Genomic DNA, 23,819 nt, shown 5'->3' on the forward strand with positions numbered 1-23,819 from the left:
TTACCGCTTCAAAAACTGATGATAAAACAATGAAGGCCATTATTAAACTCATAGCTAAGCCGCCAACCGTACAGGTTACATATGTTTTTAACAAGAGTTAACCCCAACCCTGTACCATCAGAATTTTTAGACTTTTCAAACCTGTTAAATATGGCATCTCCATTGAGTGGGTTTGCGGCGCCAGTATTACAAAACACCAATTCATCTTTGTTTAGTTTAATTTGAATATGGCCACCTTTAATATTATGCCTTATAGCATTACTGTACAGGTTATTGAGCAATATATCCAACAGATATGTGCTGGCTTTTAATTGCTTATTACTAATTTCGGTATCAGCAGTAAGCTCACGCTCCGAAAACATATCCTGAAATTGCCTGTATTTTTCATTCACGAAGTAATTAAAATTCACTAATTCCGCTTCCGGGACCAGGTCATTCTCAATCTTTACCAGTAAAAGCAAAGTTTCATTAAGGCGCGATAGTTTATTGGCTGCACTGTATATATCCTGTATCTGTTCATACTGCTCACTTACAAGTCTTTCGTCCTGTATCAGGGTATCGAGTTTTGAAGTGATCACTGATAGCGGGGTAAGCATTTCATGTGAAGCATTCTCCGTAAAAAGTTTAAGATTATGGTATTCACCACTCACTCTTTTGGTCATGAGTTCAACAGCTTTGTCTAACTCGTTAAATTCATCAACCTTGCTTTTTACAGGTGTGAATGTATTTTGATCTGAAACATTAAATGCCTTTAAATGATCAAGCACCACATAAAAAGGCCTCCACAGATCACTTAACAAATACCGGTTTACAATAAACAACACAATAAATAAACCCAGCATCAGCACGATAGTTATGGTAGCGATGGTCTGTAAAAGAGATTGTGTACTTTCTTTAGAGATGATGATCACGAACCGGTAATGCGATCCATTAAAAGTTAAGGTCCCCTCTACTCCCCTGCCTTCATGTTCGGTTTTAAGCTTTGGTGCAACATATACGGTATCAAAAAATCGTGTGGGTATAGGTTTGCCTTTAAGCCGCTCAAATGATGTACGGTCATCGTCCATATCAGTTGGCGTAGGGAATTGACTATGAAGGTGTACATATTCCGTTACCTCGGCCACTTCTTCTGACAGATGGTCGTCAAGCAAAGCAGATGCTATCCGGTTAATGGCAAAAAAGTAAACAATAGCGCCAATAATAAGCACCGATAATGTAACTACAATGGTAACCCGGTTATATCGAGCAGCTAACTTCATGCGTCAGTAAATTTGTAACCTATTCCGTAAACCGAGTGCAGGTAATCATTAGCAGTGAGTTCCAGGAGTTTTTTGCGCAGATTTTTAATGTGTGAATACAAGAAATCGAAATTATCATGAACGTCTATCTCATCGCCCCACAAATGTTCGGCAAGTGCTGTTTTTGCTACTACTTTTCCTTTATTGGCCATAAAGTACAAAAGCATGTCAAACTCTTTACGCGTAAGTATTACATGGCTGCCATTTACGGTTACCGTACGTTCTATTAAGTTAAGCACAATTTCATTAAAAACCAAGTTGTTATTACCCTTGGCTAACTTACGCCTGTAAATGGCTACCATCCTCGCTTTTAGCTCAGCAAGGTGGAATGGTTTTACCATGTAATCATCGGCACCTATATTTAGCCCTTTTAAACGGTCGTCGAGCGAATTTCGGGCCGAAATAATGATCACCGCTTCGTTACGGCGCTCTGTTCTGAGATAGTTAAGCAGTTCAAATCCCTCACCATCCGGCAGTCCTATGTCCAGCAAAATAAAATCATACTGGTAACAAGCCAGCTTAGCAAGTGCGCCATTCAGATCGCTGCTGCTTTCGCAAACATTATTATCCTCGTTCAGATAGCTGAGCATATTTTCCCTCAGGCCCTGCTCATCTTCAACAACTAATATTTTCACTTTAACTTATATGTGTTTGCCAAGGCTTAAAAATACAGTAAAAAATAAGCTTTGCTTTAGTAAACATTTATTACCTGTACAGTATTTCTACAGTATCAGTTGCTATTTTAGCTATACATATACTTATATACCATGACAGTTATTGAACCTACTAATAAAGAAGCACAGGAAACCCCTAAAAATAAGCGTTACTCGGTATCTATCCGGCTTTGGCACTGGCTAAACTTTATTGTTGTTAGCGGTTCACTGCTTACTGTGCTGATTAATGCTACGATCACCGATGACCGAAACGTAAACGGTATCATCAGTACCGAACTTCAAAAAAACGGCGTAAGCTTAACAGCCAAACAGGGCAAAAGCGCCGCGCATGCCCTTAGCGATAGCGTATGGGCTGTACATATTTATTTTGGCTATGTGTTAGCGGCTTTGTTCTTATTCAGGATCATACTGGAATTTTTTGAACTTGCCGACCAAAAACTTATCAGAAAGATAAAGGCAGCCTACCATCAATATCACGTAATTAAGCAAAACCGCATGGTAGCAAGGCATGAGTTAACGGTTAAAAGCCTTTACGCGACATTCTATGTATTGCTGTTTATTATGGTAATTACCGGTTTGTTCCTGGCTTTTGAGGATGCATTGGTGGCTTACCGTTCTATTCGCCATTCCGTTAAAGAGGTACATGGCTTTTGCATGTACCTCATTCTGGCTTTTATATTTGTGCACCTGTTAGGTGTTATTCTGGCCGAGCAAAAAGACGGTCGCGGTATTGTATCAGACATGATCAACGGCGGCGACAGCTCTAAAGCTTAAACTATTTAAACTTTAAGGCCAGCGTTATAATATTTGAATTTAACCCGGTTGACCGCATGTAATGGCCCGCACGCAGTTCTAACGAGGTAAAGTGAGCGTTGCCAAATACACCGTTAGGTGGCGACAAACGCAAATTAGCACCAACAAAATTACTATGCAGGGTAGATAGGTCGTAATCGCTGGTATAAAATTCAGCTGAAGGGTCATGCTGCCCGTAAGGAGCAAAATACTTTGTACCCACCTGAGTATTATACCGGTAAAATGGACTAACCGACACGAACGACGAAAATTTAACCGGTATCTCTATTTCAGCCGTGTTCGCTCGTATACCCCAGTTATCCATGTAATAGCGGTAAAAGGCACGGATAATAAAATGATCGTCAAGGAAGTAATTCATTCGTAAGCCAATAGGTAGCTTATAACGGCTATCGGGTAGGTTTTCCACCCTCTCAGTACCATCAGTGAAGTAATCGCGCTGGTACCTGGTAGCCAGCAAACCGTGCTGATATGATGGCTCAACAATCAAAGCGGCCTGCAGGCGCGTACTTAGCACCTGCGACAGGGAGAATGAGGTGCTGTAAGAGTCACGCGGTTTGTAATCTACGGGGCGCTTATCATGCTCAGAGCCTGAACCATAACCCTCCGGACGCAGCTCAACAGGCAGGATAACTTTCCAGGTATCCAGGAAAACCTGTGCTTTAAAGTCGAACTGCGTATTCTTATCCTTTGATAGGCGCGTAAAGTTGATACCACCGCCGAATGACTGATAGTCAAACTCGTGAGAGTATGACGCGGTTAAACCAAAAGCGTTACCAGTTTTGTCGTTTGATACCGTCCAGTTTAATGACGGATAAATACGGGTGTCCTGCATAGATGCTGATGACACACTGCTAGGATCGATCTTGTCTGACGATGCCGAGGTATAGTGGTCAACACCTAACTCAAAGTTAAAGGTATGCTTCTTACCAGACTGGCTGTATTTCGACATTTGCAGATCAAACGTGTTGGCAAAATCCGTCAGCTTTTCGGTTCCTATACCGCCGGTTACAGCGGAGTTGTTTCCATTTTGATGGTAATATGCCGATATAAAATTGATCTCATCGATCTTCAGCTTTCTACGTTCGTAGCTGCTTGAGTCTTCCTTAACCGGTTGGGGCGGGTTGGTTTGGGCATGTGATGCCAGTATACCCAAATACATGGCTATAACACCTAAATATAATTTTTTCATCCTGCTTTATCCGGTTAATTAATTACAACCGCAGCCACCGCCGCTTTTACCACCATTAGCACCAGAACCACCTTCGCGGTAGAGCTGGAAACTTTGCTCAAATTTTTGTGATTTACGTGCCGTAAGATCCATCTCGGCATCGTTAAGCCGGTTTTTCTGGTAAGGTTTTACTGATACGCAGGCCGTAAGGCTGCATGCTGCTAAAAGGCAAATAGCAGCAGTTATACGCAGGGGCTTTTTTATCATGCTTATTTTATATTTATATTTTTAGAAGTGTACAGCTTATTATCATCTGTAATAATTATGCAGGCAATATGCTGGAGCTGGTTAATCAGATCAAGCCCTACGTAAGCACCCATTACAGTTACAGGCGTGGCCATAGCATCGGCAAATTCAGCGCTCGGGCTTATAATACTTACGCTTTTGATGCCACTCACGGGCAGGCCTGTTTTAGGGTCAATAGTATGGGAATACCGTTTTCCGTCAATAACCACATACTTAGCGTAGTTGCCTGACGTAGCTATAGCCATGTTGCTAATATTAAGTGTAGAAAAAGGTAGGCTAGCCTGGTCGGGGTCGGCAATAGCAATTGTCCAGGGCTTGCCACCAGGTTGTGTTCCCCAGGTAATCAGGTCGCCGGCGGCATTCACAATACCGCTTTTAACACCCCGGGCCGTTAAAAGAGCTTTAGCTTTGTCTGCCGCGTAACCTTTGCCAATACCGCCAAAACCAATACGCATACCCTTTTCTTTCAGAAACACAGTACAACGCCTTGCATCAAGCCCTACATTTTTGTAATTAATAAGCCTAACCGCGTTTTTAGCTGTTTCGGCATCGGGCAAGGCTTTCATATTAAGATCAAAGTTCCAAAGGCTTTTATCAATTGAGCCGTAGGTAATATCAAAAGCGCCCTGTGTAAGCTCACTTATCCTCAGAGCTCTTTCAATCAGTTCAAATACCTCCTTGTCAACCTCAACAGGTGCTATACCAGCCATGGCGTTTATCCTGTTGGTTTGGCTGCTCTCATCATAGGTGGTAAGCAAACGCTCTATCCGCCTTATCTCCTCAACGGCGGCATCAATATGCGCTTCAGCGGTAATCTTGTCAGTATCAACAACGGTGATCTCAAACCGATTGCCCATCAGTTTAAGCACACTCTTGTGCACGGTTTCGGCTATTGTGCCGTCAGTTACCTGCATGTGTGGTTTCGGTGATTTGTGCTACAAACTTTTCCGGGCTAACGTTAGGGAAGCCTTCCCAGGTTTTAACCACTTTTCCATTTTCATCAACCAGTAAAGTAAGCGGGAATTCTCCGTTAGGGTTGTATTTATCGGCCAGCGCCTCGTTACGTTTTACCTGATCTTTAGGTAGTTGGTTCTTCTTTTGCCTCGGGAAATCGGCCCTTACCAGCAAAAGGTGGTCAGCAGCATAATCTTCAAATGTTTTGGTTTCTAAAATTTCCTTACGGGTACGTATGCAAGGCCCGCACCAGTCGCTGCCCGAAAAATTAATGAGAATATATTTATGTGTGCGCTGCGCTTCCTTTTGTGTTTCATTAAAATCGCCCGACCAGTTTACAACGGGCGCAGACAACCAAAAAAGAGCAATAACAAGTAGATTTTTCATTTAATGCAATGATTTATAGTTATGAATAAACCCTTAACGATGTACCGGTAACCGTAGTATTGTATACTGTTAAAGATCTGTTGGTTGGGCCGCTGGTTACCGTACCGTTTTCAGTAAATGTGGCGCCGTGGTTGTTGCAATAAAACTGATGGTTACCGGACTGGTAAACTAAAGGGTAGCTTTCATGTGTGCAGGATTGTTGCACTGCTATATAAGCGCCGGTTGTGGTACGTGCTACTAAAACACCATTTGAAACCAGGTAACCGCCATTAGTGCCCAATGCCGCATTAGCCGACGCGCTCAAATCAAGTGTAAAATCTACATTGGCAGGCGCCGAGGACGAAGGCCCATTACCAGAACCTTTACTGCAGCCAATACAACTCAATACCGATAAAGCTACCGCACCTGCGCCTATGGCTGAGAAGAACTCCTTCCTGTCCATTGTTTTTTTTACTTCCATATCAAACCGCGACTGTTTTATTATTGCAAATACAACTATTTGTAAGTGCCGCACCAGCAATACAAGTTTAAACGTCAATTCTGTATTAAATATGAAATTCCCCTTTTAAAGGTTCTTTTAACAGATTTTAACACTTCTATGATCAGTAGCTCCTGCGCTTATTTTATGAGGTCTATTGCTCCAAAAATTCCGGTTAAGTTTCCTTTACACCTGGATATTTTTTACTTATATACCTGGTACCGAAAAATGCACAATAGCGCGCCAACAGAATAATCATTTTGATGAATTTCATCACTCAATAATAGAAAATTAGTACGTTCTTAATAGTTTCTAATAACTTTCTAATAAAGTAACTGCTTATTTTAAATTTTTGTATAAAAACAGTCAATTTTTTATCAATTCCAACCTTTTATAAGACTTTTCCCCACTCATTGGCATCATTAATGGTTATATTTGCCCCGATGCGAATAATTAATTTTTTAAGAAGAACGCCTGTTAAAGGGATATTGGGACTACTGCTGATAACAGTACTCGCGGTAAAATCCTGCGATCTTTTTATTGATCATTATTTTGCTTTTAGCAAGGCGGTTTCTGTAGAAAACAGTACTGATGACAACCACCATTGCACCGGCGAAGACTCTTTTGAAAAGAGTACTAAAAAGCTATATTCATGTTTTGGAAGTACCGATCTGTTTCCGTCTTTTACCTGGGTAACCGCGGCATCTGTACACTGGGACGTATATAGCTTCAGTATTTTTACCGAGCCGCTACGCGTAGTACTTACGCCCCCGCCCAACCTGGCATAATCTCTTATTAAGCCGTTCTAAAATTCTATAAAACTCTGTATAATAGCATAAAACATTTACACTGATTTATAGTTAAAGCAAGCGCTGTTTGTGTATACTTTCAATTTTCACAGCGCCTGTGTGAGCGGTTAAAAAATTTAATAATCACCTACTTTAACTTTTATCTGTTTTTATGAAAAAAACAAAACATGTTGATGCTATTACCCCCTGGCAGAGACTGGTGCGGATACTGCATTACGAACGAGATACTATAAATTATATTTTTGTTTACGCTATACTCATTGGCCTTATAGGACTTACCCTACCCTTAGGTACTACAGCGGTTTTTAACCTGCTTTCCAATGGTGCCATGTATAGTTCTACTTACATATTAATAGCGGTAGTGCTAATTGGTGTGGTTATAGGCGGTACACTGTTAATAGCACAATTTACGCTGGTTGAGTTTCTGGAGCAGAAAATTTTCGCCAAGTCGGCTATGGAGTTTGCTTACAGGCTGCCACGTATAAAAAAGAAAGAACTTGAAGGAGAGAATCCGCCAGAATTGGTAAACCGTTTTTTTGATGTACTTACCATTCAAAAAGGGCTAACTAAGTTGCTGATTGATATTGTTGCGGCAGCTGTACAGATCTTCTTTAGTGCGATACTACTATCTTTCTATCATCCGGTGTTCATGGCCGTAGGCTTATTCGCTATCATCGCTATCGTACTAATTATTCTATTCTATTATAAGCAAGGGGTTGAAACCAGCCTTGATGAATCAGGACATAAATATGAACTGGTGGCACATCTTGAAGAAGTTGCAGGCGACCTGGACAATTACCGTGGTCAACCGGATAAAATGAACGAGATTGTAAACACTACAGATCACATTACCGCTAAATACCTGTCGGCCCGTAATGATCACTTTAGCGTACTGAGGAAATTTTTAATGAGTTCGGTAACCTTGCGTACTATTTTAATGGGCGCCTTATTGCTCATGGGCTCTTTCTTTGTGGTAGAGCGCGAAATGACCTTTGGACAATTTGTGGCAGCAGAGGTGATCATTGTGCAGATCAGCTATGCTGTAGAAAAACTATTAACCAACATGAACACTGTTTTTGATATGGTAACCGGCAGCGAAAAGCTGGCGGTAGTAACCGACCTGGAATTAGAGGAGGAAGTGCAACATGGGTAAACTTTCGAAAAACGGGCTGCATAACCAGCACATGGAAGACCTGGCAGTACAATCAAAAGGAGAACTGCTGGATTCCAAACGGGCACGTATCCTTGGCCGTATCATGACCATTTGCCTTATACTGTTTGTTATTATCCTTTTTCTGCCCTGGCGGCAAACCATTTCGGGCCGGGGTACGGTAACGGCGCTTCGCCCTGAAGACAGGCCGCAAACCATACAAAACCAGATAGGTGGCCGTATTGAACGCTGGGCTGTACGCGATGGGCAGGAAGTTAAAAAAGGCGATACCATACTGGTACTTTCGGAAACCAGCCAATCATACTTTGACCCCGAGTTGCCACAGCGCCTTAATGAGCAGTTGGAGGCTAAAAGGAACAGCGAACAGGCCTCCCTACAAAAAATAAATGCTACTAATGCACAAATAAAAGCGCTTAGTAACGGATTACGCTACCAGTTAGCCGCGGCTGAAAACAAAGTGGACCAGGCTGTAAACTATGTTAAGATAGACAGTGCCGACCTGGTTGCCATTAAAAATTTTTACGAAACCTCTAAGGCACGTTTAGCGCGCTATGAGGCTGGTTACCGTAATGGTTTGTTCTCCCTTACAGATATTGAAAGCCGCAGGCTAAAACTGCAGGAAGACAATGCCAAGGTAATTGTACAGCAAAACAAACTCAGTAACTCAAGGCAGGCGCTTATAAACGCCCGTATTGAGCTGGATAACATTCGGGCCAAATACCAGGAATCACTGGCTAAGGCACAGTCAGACTTGGGTTCGGCTATTTCCGGCAGAGCAACTACACAGGGCGAAATCGCGAAATTACGCAACGATATATCTAACATCGCCGTACGCCGTAACTTGTATGTGGTGCGTGCACCACAGGATGGTTTTGTGGTAAAAACGCTGAAAGCAGGTATTGGCGAAAACATTAAAGAGGGCGAATCTATCGTAACGCTGCAGCCGCTGCACCCTAAAATAGCAGCCGAACTATATGTAAACGCGATGGATGTACCATTGATATTAGATACCAGCGATGTACGCCTGCAATTTGAAGGTTGGCCTTCGGTGCAGTTCTCTGGCTGGCCTTCAGTAGCCATAGGTACGTTTGCCGGAAAAGTTTGGGCTATTGACCGCGTAAGCAGCAGCGGTGGTAAATACCGCGTGCTGATAAGACCGGCCGACCCGCTTCCTAAAAAAGACGAACCATGGCCGGTGCAGTTAAGGCAAGGATCAGGCGTATATGGCCGTATCATCCTCCGTTCCGTTCCACTTTGGTACGAGATATGGCGGCAACTGAACGGTTTCCCTCCAAGCCTGGAGAAAGAGCCTGCTGAAAAGATCACGGATGGTAAGAAAGGATAACGGAAGTATGAGATTGAAAAGTTTTTTAACCGGTATACTTATCGTGCTTTTATGGCCTGTAACAGCCACGCTTGCCCAAAATAAACCGGCGGCGGCTGATACCGGGAAGGTATTTTCTCTTGATGACCTTGAAGGTATCGTATTTAAGAACCACCCCATTGTTAAACAGGCAGCCTTGTTGAGCGAGGCGGCAAAAGCCAATGTATTACAGTCGTTAGGTTATTTTGATCCTGCGCTGAAGGCTTCGTTCGGGCGTAAGTTGTTTGGCAATACCGAATATTACAATAATTGGAGCAACGAACTTAAGATACCGCTTTACGTAGCCGGCGCCGATCTTAAAATTGGCTACGACCGCTTTGTGGGTACTTACACCAACCCAGAAACCCGTACAGGTACAGACGGACTTACCGCTGTTGGCCTAAGTATACCTTTGGGTCAGGGCTTATTGATTGATGCCCGCAGGAGCACTTTATGGCAGGCTAAAGCTATGGTAAGCTATGCCGAGGCGGATAAAGTAAAGCAAATTAACACGGTTTGGTACACCGCCGTTAAGGACTACTGGAACTGGTACTATGCTTACCGGGAATATACGCTGGTTAAAGAAGGGCTTGACCTTGCACGCACACGTTTTACAGCAGTAAGGAACCAAACACTGGTGGGCGACAAACCGCCCATAGACTCGGTTGAGGCCAGCATAACCGTACAGGACAGGGAAATACAACTGGCCAAAAGTGCCATTGAGCTGCAAAACACCTTGCTGGTACTTTCCAACCACTTATGGAACGAGCAGGGTTCGCCATTGGAACTCCCCCGGAATGCAGTACCTCAAACCGTGAGTGAGAAAATTACTTTACCAAGCACCCTCGCGTTGGATACACTGCTGGGGCAGGCTAACAGCCATCCGGAATTAGTTAAACTGAGGGCAAAAGGCACACAACTGGATATTGAGAGGCGTTACCGGCAGGAGCAACTAAAACCCAAGATTAATATCAGCGGCGCGTTGATATCATCGCGCAGAGATTTTAATTCTTATGTGCCCGATTATTATGATTTTAACTGGCGTAATTATAAGGTGGGCATTGAATTCGCTTTCCCGTTATTCCTGCGTGCCGAAAGAGGTAAACTCAAAGAAGTTAAGATAAAACAGCAACAATTGGATTACGACTTGCAGCAATCGGGCCGTGAGATCAATAACAATGTACGTACCGCGTATAATAGCCTTAACGCTTACAAAGCGCAGCTAAATATCCAGATACAGAGTATCACCAATCAGCAATTGCTGCTAAAAGGCGAACTGCAAAAATTTGAGCTTGGCGAAAGCACGCTATTCCTTATCAATAGCCGCGAAAGCAAACTGATTGACATGAAGATTAAGCGGGAAAGCATTGTAGCCGGCTATCAGAAAAGCCTTGCGGAGCTATACTATAAAGCAGGCACCAGGCAATCGCAAACAAATTAAAAAACAATAAACTAACACCCTTAAGCCTCATACTGTAATGGTATGAGGCTTTAATTTTTACTGCAATTCATCAACGATCATTTTTTCGTTCTTTATCGTCCGTTTATACGATCATAAAAACGACAAAAGCACACTATTAAAGTGTGCCTTGTCGCATTATAACCAATAGAACCCCAAAAAACAATCTTTATATTAACACTACCTCGTAGTTGGATCTTTTTTACGGTAAGCCCATCCAAATATGAGCGGGAACACCCAAAGGCTAAATAGCATTGCGCAGAGTATTCCTCCTATTACCACACGTGCCAGCGGCCTTGAACTTTCGGAACCAATACCGTGAGATATAGCCGCCGGGAACAAGCCTATAGCTGCCATCAGTGCGGTCATCATTACGGGGCGTATACGCGAATTAACACCCAGTTTCATGGCATTGTAGAGCGATTGCTGCTGCCCCTCAAACTTTTCGAGGTTCTGTTTAAAAATGGTAATTAACAATACCCCATCCTGTATACAAATACCAAACAGCGCTATAAAACCTATACCAGCTGATATACTAAAATTGGTACCCGTGATAAACAGTGCCATAATACCTCCTACGATAGCGAAAGGCACGTTGAGGAATATCAGCGCGGCATCCTTAAAATTGCCGAACATGATAAACAGTAACAGGAAGATAAGCGCCAAACTAATAGGAACCACTTGTGCCAAACGCTTTTCAGCACGTTGCTGGTTCTCAAAATCACCTTGCCATGCCAACCGGTAGCCATGTTTAACTGACACAGCGGCCTTCACTTTTTCCTGAGCTTCTTTTATAGTACTACCCATATCACGCCCGCGAACGGAAAACTTCAGGGTAGCAAAACGCTCATTACCATCTCTAAAAATAAGGCACGGCCCGGTTTTCTGTGTGATGTTAGCCACCTCTCTTATTGGCACTTTACTGCCGCTTTGCGTAGGCACCATCAGGTTACCGATCTGGTCTGGTGTTTGCCTGAACGATTCAGGGAAACGCACCCTGATATCAAACGTCTTTATGCCCTCGTACAAAGTTGACGCCGCCTCACCACCTATCGCCATAGCGATAACCGAGTTGGCATCTGAGGTAGAAACGCCATATTGAGCCATCTTTTGCTGATCGAGCGTGATATCCAATTCAGGCAAGCCAATGCTTTTTAACACACCAAGGTCGGTTATCCCCTTCACTTTTTTCAGTACGTTATACACCTCATGGGTTTTACCTTCCATATAATTGAGCGAGTCGCCATAAACTTTTACCACAATTGAGCCCTTAACGCCCGATACTGCTTCTTCCACGTTATCACTAATAGGCTGCGAAAAGTTGAGTTCCGCACCAGGCAAAACTGAAAGACTTTTATTCATTTGCGCGATCAGTTCTTCCTTTGATACTTTGGGATGCCAATCTTCCTCGGGGTACATCAATACGTCAAACTCATTGTTATAAAAACCGGCTACGTCGGTACCGTTATCAGGCCGCCCTGTTTGCGAAGCAACACATTTTACCTGCGGGTATTTCATTAATATCTTACGCACCTGCCTGGCAGTGGCTACAGATTTATCAAGCGATATGCTATAAGGCAATTGTACACGTAACCATATCGACCCTTCGTCTAATTCAGGTAAAAACTCACTACCGAGAAACTTAAAGGATAGTAAACCCAGGACCATGGCTATTAAAGCTACGGTAACTACCGTCTTTTTATAGCGGAAAGCCTTAATAAAGCCAAACAGCATTACACTGGTGAGCTTATGAACAAATGGGTTGTGCTTTTCATGTACATCCTTTTTAAGCAACATACTAATGAGCACCGGAACGAGCGTAAGCGTGGTGATAAGCGCGCCGAGTAACGCAAAGCCAAGGGTGTAAGCCAACGGCGAAAAGAGCTTACCCTCCACCTTCTGGAAGGCAAAGATGGGGAGCAACCCGGTGATGATGATGAGCTTTGCAAAAAATATAGCCTTACCCAACTGCGCGCCTTGGTTTTTAATGAGGCCGCCTTTTGCAATTTTGTTAAAGCGATCCATACCCAGTTCAATAGCCTTATGGTCGAGTATCACAAACATGCCCTCAACCATTACCACAGCCCCGTCTATGATGATACCAAAATCTACCGCGCCTAATGACAACAGGTTGGCAGACATACCCATCATGTGCAGACATATAAAGGCGAACAATAAAGCCATCGGGATAATGATGGATACAATAAGCGTGGTACGCCAGTTGAACATGAACACAGACACCAGCAAGGTAACCAATAATATACCCTCTATCAGGTTATGCAGTACGGTATGGGTAGCGTAACCTATCAGGTCAGACCGGTCGTAGTAAGGCACAATTTTGGTATCGGGCGGCAAAACATCATCGTTAAGCTTTTTTACCTCCGCTTTAAGCGCTTTTACCACATCAGAAGGATTCTCGCCTTTACGCATCACAATGATGGCTTCTACCACATCGTCCTCGTCATGCACTGTTCGTTTACCGTCTTTATCCTTCGTGGCGGTAGTACGGCCTACCCAGCCTAACCGGGGCAGGTTGGATATGGAAACCGTGGCCACATCACTCACCAGCAGCGGCACACCATTATTATTACTTATTACAATGTTGCGTATCTGGTTAATATCGCGCAGTAAACCAATGCCCCTCACAGCAAAGGCTTGGTTGTTCTGTACGATCATATCGCCGCCAACGTTAATATTGGTTTTTTGTATGGCTGTAAAAACGTCCAGCGGGGTTAGGCCAAATGTAGCTATGCGGCCCGGGTCAACTGTTATCTCGAAAGTTTTGGTTTTACCGCCAAAGCTGTTCACGTCCGCAATACCGGGAATGGCACGCAGGCGGCGGTCTATCACCCAATCCTGTATGGTCTTAAGTTCACGCACATCCCTAAAAGTGCTTTGAAGCGTGTATCTGAATATTTCGCCGGTTGGGCCCGTAGGCGGCTGTACCGATGGGCTAACGCCATTAGGCAAGTTGGCGTTGTTAAGCAGGAACATCACCTGCTGCCGGGCCTCGGCATCCTTCACGTTATCATCAAAAATTACCTTTACATAGCTAAGGCCGAATATAGTTGAGGAACGCAGGCTTATTTTTTTCTGAACCGGGTTAAGCGCAATCTCAATAGGTATGGTAACCAGTTTCTCTACCTCCTCGGCGCTTTGGCCGGGCCATTGGGTAATTACCACTATCTCGGTATTAGTAACATCCGGGAATGCCTCAATAGGCATTTGGGTAAAAGTATATATCCCTGTAAGTATCAGCACCCCGCCCAGGGTGATGATGAGGTATTTATTTTTCAGCGAAAATCCAATGATCGCTTTCAAAAATTTAATCATGTCGGTTTGTTTTAAGCGCTTTCCGCTAATTGTTCAGTGAGCCATAAATAAGCAAAACGTTTGACGCGATCACGCGTTCGCCGGTTTGCAAACCCGATGCGATATAGGCCGTTTGCCCGTTATTACTTAGTAAAGTAACAGGGCGTATCTGTATATCCTTTTTGTCTTTCAACACCAGCACGTAGTACTGGCTGTTATCAAACACAAGGGCCTTTGAAGATATGGCAGGTGCCTGGCGCTTTTCCCTGTCGCTTAGGGTAACGGTGGCAAACATCTGGGGCTTCAGCAAATAATCAGGGTTTGATAGCACTATTCGCATCTTCATGGCCTTTGTATTGGCATCCAGTACATCCATCAGCTTATCCACACGGCCGTTAAATATTTTATCCGGGTATGATGCCGTGGTTACGGTAACCGAATCGCCCTGGTGTACCTTACTGATATTTTGCTCATAAACGTTGGCTTGTACCCATACGTTATTAAGATCGGCAATGGTAAGAAGGCCGGTATTGTTATCGCTACGAATAGCCATACCGCTGGCAAGGTTCATTTGCACAATGAAACCACTTACCGGCGCTTTGATCATGTATTCGCCCTGGCGGTTATTACCGTTTATACTCAATACCTTTTGCGCAGCTACCTGTGCGGCCACTGCCTGGTCATAAGCGGTTTCGGCGTTGGTGATATCCACTTCGGAGGCTAAACCACTTTTATACAAGTCCTTTTGCTGGGCCAGCTGCCTTGCTGTTTGGCGCACAGTAGCTTGGGCGGCTACCAGCGCGGCGTTAAAATTAGCAACCTCGGCACTTTTTACTACGGCCAGCACTTGCCCCGCCTTTACAAAATCGCCAACGGCGATGTTTACCCCCTGCACATTACCGGTTACCAGCGGGAAAACAGTTACCGTTTTTTCGGCATTATAATCAACCATTCCATTCAACTTTATGGCATTGGTTACAATTTTCTGCTTTACTGTGTCAATGCTGAGCGTACGAAAAAGCGAGTCTGAAACGGTATAGGGCTGGCGCTCATCGGTATCCTTTTCGCCGGAACTGCAGGCTTGCAGCATGGCAAACCCGGCAATACCTGTAATAAGCAACAGCGGAAATTTTAACTTTATCATGGTTATTGGAGAGAGTTATATTATTTAAAGAAAGTGGTGCCTGTAACAAAATTGAGCTGCTCTAATGAAGTTACCCTGCCCAATTGCAGGTTGTTGTACTGCAGCGTATTGGTTTTAAATGAGTCATAAAAATCCAGGAACTCCAGCAGGCTGATGTTGTGTTTCTCGTAATTCTTGTACACTTCACCTATCAATCGCGTAAAATCATCTTTGAACTTAGGGTCATAATTCGCGTAAAGCGTTTCGTAACGCAAGGCGCTGCGGTAGTTGTTGGCCACATCGCTTTCAATACCATCCTGCTGGCTCTGCAGCTGTGCCTTACTCTCATCAATAGCTAAACGCGCCTGCTTAATGGCCCCCTGGTTACGGTTAAAAAAAGGCAATGAAAAAGCGAGGCCGGCACTGGTGTAATCGCGTACATATCCCCCCTGCTTATCGTAAGCAAGTTGTACGGTTACATCAGGTACGGCCATGGCCTTTTGCAACTTAAGATTAACGTTATTATAGTCTACAACCGACCGGGCGATCTTAAGATCGCTCCGGTTCGTGTATGCAGAGTCCAGCAGATGCTGGTAAGGGGTATTGCGAACGATATCACTGTCTTTTGCAACAGCTACGCCATCGGCTACAACATAAGCACCGGCCGGGGCGCGTATAAGCAGTTTAAACTCACTTTGCGTGTCATCGATCTGCTCAAGCAGATCATTTTGCTCTGATAATAAAGAGTATAGTTCAGACTGTATGCGTAGCACCTCTTTAAGCGCGATATTGCCTTTAGTATACTGCTGCTTAAATACTTTAAGCGTGTTGCTTAATGAGGTAATTTCCAGGCGGTAAACCTGTGCTGATTGCTCCTGAAAGTATATCTTATAAAAATCACTATGCAGTGTAAACTTCAACGTGCGCATCAAGTCGTAAAACTGATACTGGGCCTGCTGTGCTGTAATTTTTGCCAGCTGAATGTTTTTATTTCGCTTGCCGGCAGTAAGGAATAGTTGAGATAATTGCGCGGTATACTCTCCCCCGTTTCTGCTTACATCAAAAAACTTTTTTGTGTTAGGGTTATATAGTACGTTGCCAAAACTGAATTCGGGGTTATCAAACAGTTTTGCGGTAATGATGCCCGCCTGCGCCTCATCAATATTGTAACGCTGAACAATAAGATCGAGGTTATTTTTGAGGAAGCGCTCCTCGGCCTGCTGCATGTTTATCTTTAAAGTATCTGTTGCAGCTGTTTGAGCGAACGTATTTGCGGCACTCCAAATGATCAAAGCCATGATGCCGGATACCCTTGTCGCTAACATTAACTTACGAAGCATATATGGTATAGTGTATTTGGTACAAAGGTACCCCGGCCTTATTAGGCGGCCCTTAAATTGGCATTAGAGGCGAATTAGAAGTTGATTAAAAAAAAGCTAATCCGGTTAAAATGAAGATGAGATTGCTAAAATAAGCGGAAATCAATGTAAAAATTGTCCTAAACAGCGAAAGTGATATGGAAAGTAGTACCCTGCCCCAGTATGGAATGGATACTGATAGTACCATTATGCAGTTTGATAATCTTATCGGTAAGGGATAGCCCGATGCCGAAGCCATCATAACCAAGCGCGTTATTAGCCCGGTAAAACGGCTGAAATAGATTGGCGATATCTTTCTCTGCTATACCTATGCCTTTATCACTTATTTGCAGATGGATGCCCTCCACATCGTGATAAAGCAAACATTTAACAGGCTGGCCGGCAGAGAATTTCAGGCCATTTTTGATCACGTTATTTATGGCCATGTACAATAGCTGTACGTTACCGTTAATCACCATGTTTGTATCGCTTTCATCTGTCGAGAGATGTTCAATCTTTACTTTGTCGCGCTCGTAGTCGCCAGCTATATCCAGCAAAAGTTTATATAGATCAACATCCTGAAAGCCCGATGGCATTGCGGTGGTTTGTATCAGTTCCATCAGGCTTTGGATGATCATGCTCAACCTGTCGGCTTCTTTAACTACTACAGTAAGCACATCGCGATATTGTTCCTCTGTACGACGGCTAATGAGCGCCACTTCGGCCTCGCCCATAATAGTGGTGATAGGTGTACGCAACTCATGCGAGGCATTAGCGATAAACCTCTGCTGCCCTTCAAATGACTGCTGCAGGTGTTCCAGTAACTGATTAATGGTTAATGAAAGGTTGTCTATCTCGTCGTGTTTGGGGGGCGATACAAACAAGCGCTGGTCAAGGTTGGAGGCTCTTACCCTTTTGAGGTTATTGGTAATATCCACAATAGGCTCCAATGCCATTTTTGAAAACACCCTGCCCAGTAAGTAGTTAATCATCAGCAATATCAGAAACGAGGCTACCATCATCAGGCGCAGATCGCCCAGGTAACGGTACCCCGCCTCGTCGGCAGCGGTGATCATGATAATGAAGTTGCCCGAATTATCCACATAATAAATACCCGTAGTGTAGCGGTTACCATCTTTTAAATGGACCTTCTTTTTAGCAATTACTGCCTGTAATACGGATTTAGGCCATTTAACACTGCCTTCAGAAATAAATTGGGGAACAAACTGGTCGGTGTAGATCCTGATCACCTCCCGGTTTAATGATTGCGGGTATTTTTTTACTACACTCTGGAAGTTATCTTTTGATAAGTTATCCTCCGCCAGATAAAACTGCGCGGTAGTAATAGCCCTTTCGTCGAGTTTTTCGTAGAAAGATCTTGTGCGGTACCTTGCTGTAAATAAATAAATGGCCACCATTACTACAAGCAGCAGTACGGCAAGGGTAAGCGTTAGTTGTAAGGATAACTTTTCTTTAAACTTCACTTCAGGTTTGGTCTGATATCATATAACCCATACCTACAACGGTTTGGATAAGTTGCTGACTATGGCCTTTATCAATTTTAGCACGCAGGTAATTGATATATACGTCAATAAGGTTGGTACCGCGATCGAAATTTATACCCCATACAGATTCGGCTATGTAAGTGCGTGACAGTACCCTGTTTTTATTATACACCAGTGTTTCCAGCAATGTATACTCCTTTACCGTAAGCATAATGAGTTTATCGCCACGTGTTACCGTTTTCTTAAAGCTGTCTATTTCGAGGTCGGCTACACGATAAACGGTACCCGGGAGTATGTTTTGCCTCCGGCGATCCAATGCACGCACCCGGGCCAGCAATTCCTCAAAGTGGAAGGGTTTGGTAAGGTAATCATCGGCGCCATTTTCGAGTCCCAGTACTTTATCTTTAACCGTACCTAATGCGCTGAGCATTAATATGGGCAGTTCCCTTTTAAATTGCCTTATTTGCTTGCATACATCAAAACCATTTACCTCGGGGAGTATACCGTCCAGTATCACTAACTGGAAATCGTTTTCCAGAGCCAGCCTGACACCCATTTTGCCATCATAGGCTGAAATGACATTGTACGACTGCTCCTCTAACCCGCGTTTGATAAAGGCTGACACTTTAGCCTCGTCCTCAACTAATAAAATATTCATATGAACGGCAATTATGAGGACAAAATTAGAGCACAGCTTTTTCATACCGTGCTGCTTAACGCAATTTTAATTGAACTTTAATCTCGTGGTTTTTAGCGGCTTGTGGTTTTCAGAAGAAATTTTGCAGCCTTAACGGAGGTGCGTTGTACCAAAACGTATATCTACAATCTGAAAAAAATATCTTAACAAGCTGAAAACAAATATTTTATAAAAAATTTAACAACATCAACCTTATAAATACCCTATACAATAGCCGTGAACATTTATTGGCTTATCCGGTATTGCCGGGCAAAAACTATATGATTAGAATTTTTTTAAAGTTGGCCTGTAGAAACAATGCCGTACCTATCCGGTTAGCATCGCCAGCCATACGGTAGCTTGTGCTTATTTTTCCATCCGTTCCGCTCAGGATAATACAAAAGCGAGACAAACGGAACACACTGAAATACAGATTTTTATCACTGACAATATTTTGGCAGCAATCCCTATTGGGAATTATACATAACTTATTTACAACACTTTACATAATTAAAAAAGCGTTCCGTGCGGAACGCTTTTGGAAACTATAAACGGAACGGATCCGGAACACTTGTAAAGACCACTTAGCCGTTTATTGAAGTTTGATCCCGTCTATATTTAAATCGCGGCAACTGATAGAAAGGATCGATGAAGCATAAGTGTCGCCATAATTGACAGCAGAGAACTGATCAGAATAGGACGATAACATACCCTTTTTAAACCGCAGTGTCTTTAGCGTTTTTTGTGTGGACGGGTCGGTAACCGTAATGGTTCCTTCAAATTTAGTTTTCGCTTTAGCCACTACCCTAAGCATTTCAGCACTGAGCGCCTTAGCCTCAAGCGTGAGGTAACAAACGCCGCCTGGACGGGCTGTTTTATCGGCCGCCTTTACTCCCGAGGAATCGTTACTTGCAGCGGGTTCTTCCAATTCGTTTTCATACCGGTTAAAGGCCAGGTTTACCGAATTAAGCTCGGTAACAATGGTTTTACCGGCATCTACAACGGTCAGTATCACCTTGTTTCGCTTCTCCTCGGTTTGTGCCCGGGTTTGGGATACTGCAAACACAGCGCTGCATAGTATCAAAAAAAATATCTTTTTCATTTGGTCATTTTTTAACGGGTTAAACCATAAGTAACTATTTATCTGAGCCGGCCATTAATAATTGCTCTAAAATTTCTGTATAGCCACGCTCACCGGCAAAGTCCATAGCGCTTTTGCCGTTGTTATCTACCGCGGTAACGTCAGCGCCTTTTTCTATCAACAGGGCAGTAAAATCGTTAAACCCGCATTGGGCTGCTACGATCAATGGCGTTTCGCTAAAGCTGTTGCGCGAATTAACATCGGCTCCGGCTTCAATAAGTATTTTACCTAAATGCAGGCTGCCCATACCGGCTGCATAATGCAAAGCCGAATTACCATTAAGCACATGCAGATTTACATCGGCGCCATTTTTTATCAATTGTTCAGTCAGGTGAACATTAGAATTGTTTATTGCCAGTATCAGCGCGCTCACGCCCTGGTTATTCACCTCATTGATGTTAACACTGCCGTTTCGCAATAATGATGTTACCGTTTCCACCTGGTTGTTATAAACCGCCTGGTGCAAAGGTGTATTGCCATGGTCGTCTTTTTTGCCGGTCTCGGTCCCGTCAGACAACGCCGCAACCAGGTCGCGCATACCGTTTGCGGTAGCATGGTCTAACAAAGTGTAGCCCCCGTTATCTTTTACGGTAGCATCGGCCCCAAGCTCCAATAAGTATAAAGCGGTTTCAGTTTTCCCTGCAAGTACCGCGTAAAATATGGGGGTTTGTCCTGAGTTGTTCGCCGTGTTTACATCGGCACCGGCTTCTGTAAGCAGTTTTATTAACTCCTTGCTGCCTGTACGGGCTGCACCATGTAATGGCACTTCGCTTAAGTTATTGGCTAAATTCACATCAGCCCCATTATCAATCAGCAGCTTGGCAATGTCTTTGGCACTTTTTAAGCAAAGATAATACAAAGGCGTATTACCCAACTCATCGCGTTTGTTTACATTGATGCCCCCTTTCTTAAGAAACACCTGTACTATACTTTTCTGCGCGTTTTTACACGCGTTTAAAAACATGTTATCCATAGTTATTTATTTACGCCAGCATTTGTTTCAATACCGCCTCGTTACCATGCTGTATGGCAACGTCCATAGCGGTTTGGCCGGCATTATTTACTTTTTCCATAGTTGATGTATCCTTATCCAGTATGAGCGATACCAGTTTCTTTGCTGACATCTGATCGGGGTTGCCGGCAGCATATATCAGTGCTGTATTGCCTGCATTATCTACATTGGTGGTATCAGCATTATTATCCAACAGTAACTCGGCTATTCCATACTTCTGTTCGTTTCCCCGCTGGGCGAATGACATCAACGGGGTTTTACCGTATTGGTTAGGCTTGTTTATATCGCAACCTGCTTCGATCAGCTCTTCGGCCAACAGGCTATTCAGATCAGCAAGGTAACCGGCCTGGCATATCACGTTAATGGCCGTATCACCTTCGTTAGTGATACCTGCATCAATTTCCAGGTCATGATCAATAAGTTCCCTGAGTATTTTAACCACATCTTTAAGGTCGGTACTCATGCCCCTGCCAAAATTGCTGATGGCTTTGGTTAGCAAAATATAAACAGCTGTTTCGCCTGTACCCGTGCGATAATTAACATTAGCGCCGGCTTCAATGAGCAGATCAACAAGCGGCTTCGAGGGGTATTCACAAGCCAGCATCAATGGCGTACGGCGGTATTGGTCTGATAATTCGTCTAAATCCGCTCCATTTTCAATAATTTTCTTCAGCGCTTCCGTATCACGGTTTAGCACAGCCTCATGGATAGTCATCCCACCGGTAAGGGCATCTCCCTCTTCGCCGGATAGTATGGCAGCAAGTTCCTTAACTCCGCTGCGTTGCGCGTAAGTTATAGGGGTGGTACCAAAAATATCTTTATCCGCCACATCAATGCCGCCCTTTTCAACCAGTACTTTTATTGTTTTGGCCGCGGCATCCACAGCGCCGGGTATATCTTTGCGGTGTGCCATTTTTTCGCAGATGGAATGAAGTAGATTTTTACCTTCACTATCGGTGGCATCCATTTTAATGCCGGCATCGCCAAGCGCGTCAAGCATAGGATACATATACAACAGTCCAGCATCAACATAAGCTATTTTGCCGGCGTCATTTTTCTTTTTCGGGTTGATACCGGCATCTAACAAGGCCTTAGTGGTATCATGTATCCGCTTAGCCTGTACATCTGTATGGTTTAAGTCGAACTTAGCCGAGGCGAGCGCGTGAAAAGCCGTATTTCCATACTTATCCGCAACAGGGCGCAAGCCTTTTTCTTTCAAAAACCGTATCGCTTCAGCATCAGCATATCTTGCGGCCAAATGATAGAGCGTTTCATCATATTCTCCCTGAATATTTAAATTGGTTAACGCCCTATACAAAGCCAACACATCTGTTTTAGCTTTATCATCGGCAAAAAGATTTCGCAGATAGGCGTCTTTTATTTGATTATATTCTGTATTCATTGGTTCAAGTGCTTTTTAGCTACCGCCAAAGCTTCCGTTACATTGCGATACTGTTTGTAGGCTATAGGGGTAGCGGTTTCTAATATTTTAGCATAGTTTCCCAGTTGCATCCAGCAGTCTGTTTTTAGCCGGATAATACCATCGGTCACTTTTTGTGGCAGTAATTGCAGGTGTTTGTCTGTTATGGCAAAAAAATGATTGTTCAACTGGTTTTGATTATCGAGCAGGGCCTTGTAAAACCCGTTGTTTATTGCATTTTTATTATTTTGGTTTACAGGCAGGTATGCCTGCGCTTTATCCAGGCACATAAGGGCCTCATTAAAATAACCCGCTGTGTAAAAGCATAGCGCCAGGTTATACTGTGTGACGGTTTGATCGGCCGGCTCCTGTATTAACAAAGCATATGCCTCGGCGTATTGCGACCTGCCGATAAGCTGTTCTATAAAATCCTGTACAGCGGTGCTTGAACGGTTTTGTACCGCCTGGTTTGAGCCTAACAACATAATACTTGTTTGAGAGTTACTTTTCAGGTTTACCACAAGGTAACCGCTACCTGAAACAGGCAGCGGTACCGGGTTTGGAAAAGGTTAGGTTCAATAATTAAAGAGTGCCGGTGAGTTCTTTACGACCTGATGTCAACGCCGTTAGCGAAGTTGAAACGGCCTTCGAAAAATTTCCCTACCAGTGGCAATGGTTTCATTATACCATTATTGGCGGTTACAATTCCTAACAGTAATAGAATCAACGTAGCCGCGCTTAGTATATAGCCTATAAAATAAAGTGATGGCACAATGGCTACCACAATGGATAGCACAATACCCAGCACGAAAGACGACAGAATAAGGCCGATTGATTGGCCTAAGTGATAGTTAACCAATGCGCTTTTTTCATCGCGTTTTTTAAACTCCAGATACGATACTACCCATCCGATGATGGTAATGTAGGCCACTACGGCCATTCCTTTGTTTGACATAGTTTTTACTTTTAAGGTTAAACGATAAGATGTTAACCCAAAAGTAGCAGGGTCGTTTCTGTAACCCAAAAAAGCAGCAACTACAAGCTGTCTACACGCGTTACGCCAAACGTCTACAAATCATCTACAACAATTCGTTAACTTTCTATGTTACAGGTATAATTATTAGTTAATATATGGCTCATATAACTCTACTAATGATAGCAACTACCTGAACATTATGCTTTTAAAAAAAACGTATTTCATCTTCTCTGCTTATTTAGCATTTTTCATGCAGCTAATGTTTGCGCGCAATCAACTGTTATAGATTCCCTTAACCGGGTAATTAATAGCGCCTCAGCTATTGAAAAGCCCGTAGCAATAGCTGAACTTGCACGTGCAACACTTGAAAAGAATGCGGATGATGCCGTAAAAAACGGTTTACGTGCAGTTGTACT

The 23,819-nt window shown here is 43.5% G+C and carries 22 protein-coding genes; 5 read left to right on the forward strand and 17 right to left on the reverse strand.

What is annotated here, in order from left to right; translation table 11 throughout:
- Positions 1–8 precede the first annotated feature (8 nt).
- Together CKK33_RS14925 and CKK33_RS14930 are read right to left on the reverse strand one after the other, a co-directional pair.
- Positions 9–1,259, reverse strand: a complete 1,251-nt coding sequence (locus CKK33_RS14925; protein ID WP_095704875.1) for a HAMP domain-containing sensor histidine kinase — start codon at positions 1,257–1,259, stop codon at positions 9–11.
- Positions 1,256–1,933, reverse strand: a complete 678-nt coding sequence (locus CKK33_RS14930) for a response regulator transcription factor (protein ID WP_095704876.1) — start codon at positions 1,931–1,933, stop codon at positions 1,256–1,258. The genes CKK33_RS14925 and CKK33_RS14930 overlap by 4 nt, the downstream gene beginning before the upstream one ends.
- A gap of 132 nt (positions 1,934–2,065) precedes the next feature.
- Here CKK33_RS14930 and CKK33_RS14935 point away from each other — a divergent pair, with 132 nt between their 5' ends.
- Positions 2,066–2,746 (forward strand): cytochrome b/b6 domain-containing protein, encoded by a 681-nt coding sequence (locus tag CKK33_RS14935; RefSeq protein WP_095704877.1) that lies wholly within the window; start codon positions 2,066–2,068, stop codon positions 2,744–2,746.
- Position 2,747: 1 nt separating this feature from the next.
- On the opposite strand, the gene CKK33_RS14940 is transcribed toward CKK33_RS14935, so the two are convergent.
- Genes CKK33_RS14940 through CKK33_RS14960 form a run of 5 tightly spaced genes read right to left on the reverse strand, consistent with a single transcriptional unit; the run spans position 2,748 to position 6,060 of the window.
- The gene (locus tag CKK33_RS14940) at positions 2,748–3,974 is read right to left on the reverse strand and encodes a DUF3570 domain-containing protein (protein ID WP_095704878.1); all 1,227 of its coding nucleotides are present in this window, start codon (positions 3,972–3,974) and stop codon (positions 2,748–2,750) included.
- Positions 3,975–3,992: 18 nt separating this feature from the next.
- Positions 3,993–4,220 (reverse strand): DUF4266 domain-containing protein, encoded by a 228-nt coding sequence (locus tag CKK33_RS14945; RefSeq protein ID WP_095704879.1) that lies wholly within the window; start codon positions 4,218–4,220, stop codon positions 3,993–3,995.
- A gap of 2 nt (positions 4,221–4,222) precedes the next feature.
- Positions 4,223–5,173, reverse strand: a complete 951-nt coding sequence (locus CKK33_RS14950; RefSeq protein WP_095704880.1) for an FAD:protein FMN transferase — start codon at positions 5,171–5,173, stop codon at positions 4,223–4,225.
- The gene (locus CKK33_RS14955; protein ID WP_095704881.1) at positions 5,160–5,600 is read right to left on the reverse strand and encodes a thioredoxin family protein; all 441 of its coding nucleotides are present in this window, start codon (positions 5,598–5,600) and stop codon (positions 5,160–5,162) included. Before CKK33_RS14955 ends, CKK33_RS14950 begins: the two co-directional genes overlap by 14 nt.
- 19 nt (positions 5,601–5,619) lie before the next feature.
- Positions 5,620–6,060: a ubiquinol-cytochrome c reductase iron-sulfur subunit gene (locus CKK33_RS14960; protein ID WP_233138229.1), complete on the reverse strand. Its 441-nt coding sequence runs from the start codon at positions 6,058–6,060 to the stop codon at positions 5,620–5,622.
- Positions 6,061–6,521: 461 nt separating this feature from the next.
- Between CKK33_RS14960 and CKK33_RS14965 the strand changes: the two genes are divergently transcribed.
- The 4 genes from CKK33_RS14965 (at position 6,522) to CKK33_RS14980 (ending at position 10,862) form a co-directional block, all read left to right on the forward strand.
- Positions 6,522–6,866: a hypothetical protein gene (locus CKK33_RS14965; protein WP_143822970.1), complete on the forward strand. Its 345-nt coding sequence runs from the start codon at positions 6,522–6,524 to the stop codon at positions 6,864–6,866.
- 172 nt (positions 6,867–7,038) lie between these two features.
- Positions 7,039–8,040 (forward strand): ABC transporter transmembrane domain-containing protein, encoded by a 1,002-nt coding sequence (locus CKK33_RS14970; RefSeq protein WP_095704883.1) that lies wholly within the window; start codon positions 7,039–7,041, stop codon positions 8,038–8,040.
- Positions 8,033–9,403, forward strand: coding sequence for an HlyD family secretion protein (locus CKK33_RS14975; RefSeq protein WP_095704884.1), 1,371 nt, complete (start codon positions 8,033–8,035; stop codon positions 9,401–9,403). Before CKK33_RS14970 ends, CKK33_RS14975 begins: the two co-directional genes overlap by 8 nt.
- A gap of 7 nt (positions 9,404–9,410) precedes the next feature.
- Positions 9,411–10,862: a TolC family protein gene (locus CKK33_RS14980; RefSeq protein ID WP_095705872.1), complete on the forward strand. Its 1,452-nt coding sequence runs from the start codon at positions 9,411–9,413 to the stop codon at positions 10,860–10,862.
- A 198-nt stretch (positions 10,863–11,060) separates the two neighbouring features.
- On the opposite strand, the gene CKK33_RS14985 is transcribed toward CKK33_RS14980, so the two are convergent.
- The 10 genes from CKK33_RS14985 to CKK33_RS15030 all read right to left on the reverse strand — a co-directional run bounded on the left by CKK33_RS14985 (position 11,061) and on the right by CKK33_RS15030 (position 23,382).
- The gene (locus tag CKK33_RS14985; protein WP_095704885.1) at positions 11,061–14,213 is read right to left on the reverse strand and encodes an efflux RND transporter permease subunit; all 3,153 of its coding nucleotides are present in this window, start codon (positions 14,211–14,213) and stop codon (positions 11,061–11,063) included.
- 25 nt (positions 14,214–14,238) lie between these two features.
- Positions 14,239–15,336, reverse strand: coding sequence for an efflux RND transporter periplasmic adaptor subunit (locus CKK33_RS14990; protein WP_095704886.1), 1,098 nt, complete (start codon positions 15,334–15,336; stop codon positions 14,239–14,241).
- Between the two features lie 20 nt (positions 15,337–15,356).
- On the reverse strand, positions 15,357–16,613 hold the full coding sequence (locus tag CKK33_RS14995; protein WP_158223451.1) for a TolC family protein: 1,257 nt from the start codon (positions 16,611–16,613) through the stop codon (positions 15,357–15,359).
- A gap of 200 nt (positions 16,614–16,813) precedes the next feature.
- On the reverse strand, positions 16,814–18,157 hold the full coding sequence (locus tag CKK33_RS15000) for a HAMP domain-containing sensor histidine kinase (protein ID WP_095704888.1): 1,344 nt from the start codon (positions 18,155–18,157) through the stop codon (positions 16,814–16,816).
- A gap of 1 nt (position 18,158) precedes the next feature.
- Entirely contained in the window at positions 18,159–18,836 is a 678-nt protein-coding gene (locus CKK33_RS15005; RefSeq protein ID WP_095704889.1) for a response regulator transcription factor, read from the reverse strand.
- A 610-nt stretch (positions 18,837–19,446) separates the two neighbouring features.
- Positions 19,447–19,956: a type VI secretion system tube protein TssD gene (gene tssD / locus CKK33_RS15010; protein WP_095704890.1), complete on the reverse strand. Its 510-nt coding sequence runs from the start codon at positions 19,954–19,956 to the stop codon at positions 19,447–19,449.
- Between the two features lie 34 nt (positions 19,957–19,990).
- Positions 19,991–20,968 carry an ankyrin repeat domain-containing protein gene (locus CKK33_RS15015; RefSeq protein ID WP_095704891.1) on the reverse strand — a complete coding sequence of 326 codons (978 nt, stop codon included), beginning with the start codon at positions 20,966–20,968 and terminating at the stop codon, positions 19,991–19,993.
- Between the two features lie 10 nt (positions 20,969–20,978).
- Positions 20,979–22,409 carry an ankyrin repeat domain-containing protein gene (locus tag CKK33_RS15020; RefSeq protein ID WP_095704892.1) on the reverse strand — a complete coding sequence of 477 codons (1,431 nt, stop codon included), beginning with the start codon at positions 22,407–22,409 and terminating at the stop codon, positions 20,979–20,981.
- Entirely contained in the window at positions 22,406–22,912 is a 507-nt protein-coding gene (locus CKK33_RS15025; protein ID WP_095704893.1) for a hypothetical protein, read from the reverse strand. Before CKK33_RS15025 ends, CKK33_RS15020 begins: the two co-directional genes overlap by 4 nt.
- A gap of 119 nt (positions 22,913–23,031) precedes the next feature.
- Entirely contained in the window at positions 23,032–23,382 is a 351-nt protein-coding gene (locus tag CKK33_RS15030; RefSeq protein ID WP_095704894.1) for an import component protein, read from the reverse strand.
- Between the last annotated feature and the right edge of the window lie 437 nt (positions 23,383–23,819).

Source organism: Mucilaginibacter sp. MD40 (genome assembly GCF_002288635.1).
Classification (GTDB): domain Bacteria; phylum Bacteroidota; class Bacteroidia; order Sphingobacteriales; family Sphingobacteriaceae; genus Mucilaginibacter.

Coding starts and splice junctions, on each gene's coding strand:
- CKK33_RS14940 (WP_095704878.1), bottom strand. CDS start 3,974: ATGAAAAAATTATATTTAGGTGTTATAGCCATGTATTTGGGTATACTG.
- CKK33_RS15005 (WP_095704889.1), bottom strand. CDS start 18,836: ATGAATATTTTATTAGTTGAGGACGAGGCTAAAGTGTCAGCCTTTATC.
- CKK33_RS14960 (WP_233138229.1), bottom strand. CDS start 6,060: ATGGAAGTAAAAAAAACAATGGACAGGAAGGAGTTCTTCTCAGCCATA.
- CKK33_RS14980 (WP_095705872.1), top strand. CDS start 9,411: ATGAGATTGAAAAGTTTTTTAACCGGTATACTTATCGTGCTTTTATGG.
- CKK33_RS14965 (WP_143822970.1), top strand. CDS start 6,522: ATGCGAATAATTAATTTTTTAAGAAGAACGCCTGTTAAAGGGATATTG.
- CKK33_RS14990 (WP_095704886.1), bottom strand. CDS start 15,336: ATGATAAAGTTAAAATTTCCGCTGTTGCTTATTACAGGTATTGCCGGG.
- CKK33_RS14950 (WP_095704880.1), bottom strand. CDS start 5,173: ATGCAGGTAACTGACGGCACAATAGCCGAAACCGTGCACAAGAGTGTG.
- tssD (WP_095704890.1), bottom strand. CDS start 19,956: ATGAAAAAGATATTTTTTTTGATACTATGCAGCGCTGTGTTTGCAGTA.
- CKK33_RS15020 (WP_095704892.1), bottom strand. CDS start 22,409: ATGAATACAGAATATAATCAAATAAAAGACGCCTATCTGCGAAATCTT.
- CKK33_RS14945 (WP_095704879.1), bottom strand. CDS start 4,220: ATGATAAAAAAGCCCCTGCGTATAACTGCTGCTATTTGCCTTTTAGCA.
- CKK33_RS14995 (WP_158223451.1), bottom strand. CDS start 16,613: ATGGCTTTGATCATTTGGAGTGCCGCAAATACGTTCGCTCAAACAGCT.
- CKK33_RS14925 (WP_095704875.1), bottom strand. CDS start 1,259: ATGAAGTTAGCTGCTCGATATAACCGGGTTACCATTGTAGTTACATTA.
- CKK33_RS15030 (WP_095704894.1), bottom strand. CDS start 23,382: ATGTCAAACAAAGGAATGGCCGTAGTGGCCTACATTACCATCATCGGA.
- CKK33_RS14935 (WP_095704877.1), top strand. CDS start 2,066: ATGACAGTTATTGAACCTACTAATAAAGAAGCACAGGAAACCCCTAAA.
- CKK33_RS14955 (WP_095704881.1), bottom strand. CDS start 5,600: ATGAAAAATCTACTTGTTATTGCTCTTTTTTGGTTGTCTGCGCCCGTT.
- CKK33_RS14985 (WP_095704885.1), bottom strand. CDS start 14,213: ATGATTAAATTTTTGAAAGCGATCATTGGATTTTCGCTGAAAAATAAA.
- CKK33_RS14970 (WP_095704883.1), top strand. CDS start 7,039: ATGAAAAAAACAAAACATGTTGATGCTATTACCCCCTGGCAGAGACTG.
- CKK33_RS15025 (WP_095704893.1), bottom strand. CDS start 22,912: ATGTTGTTAGGCTCAAACCAGGCGGTACAAAACCGTTCAAGCACCGCT.
- CKK33_RS15015 (WP_095704891.1), bottom strand. CDS start 20,968: ATGGATAACATGTTTTTAAACGCGTGTAAAAACGCGCAGAAAAGTATA.
- CKK33_RS14975 (WP_095704884.1), top strand. CDS start 8,033: ATGGGTAAACTTTCGAAAAACGGGCTGCATAACCAGCACATGGAAGAC.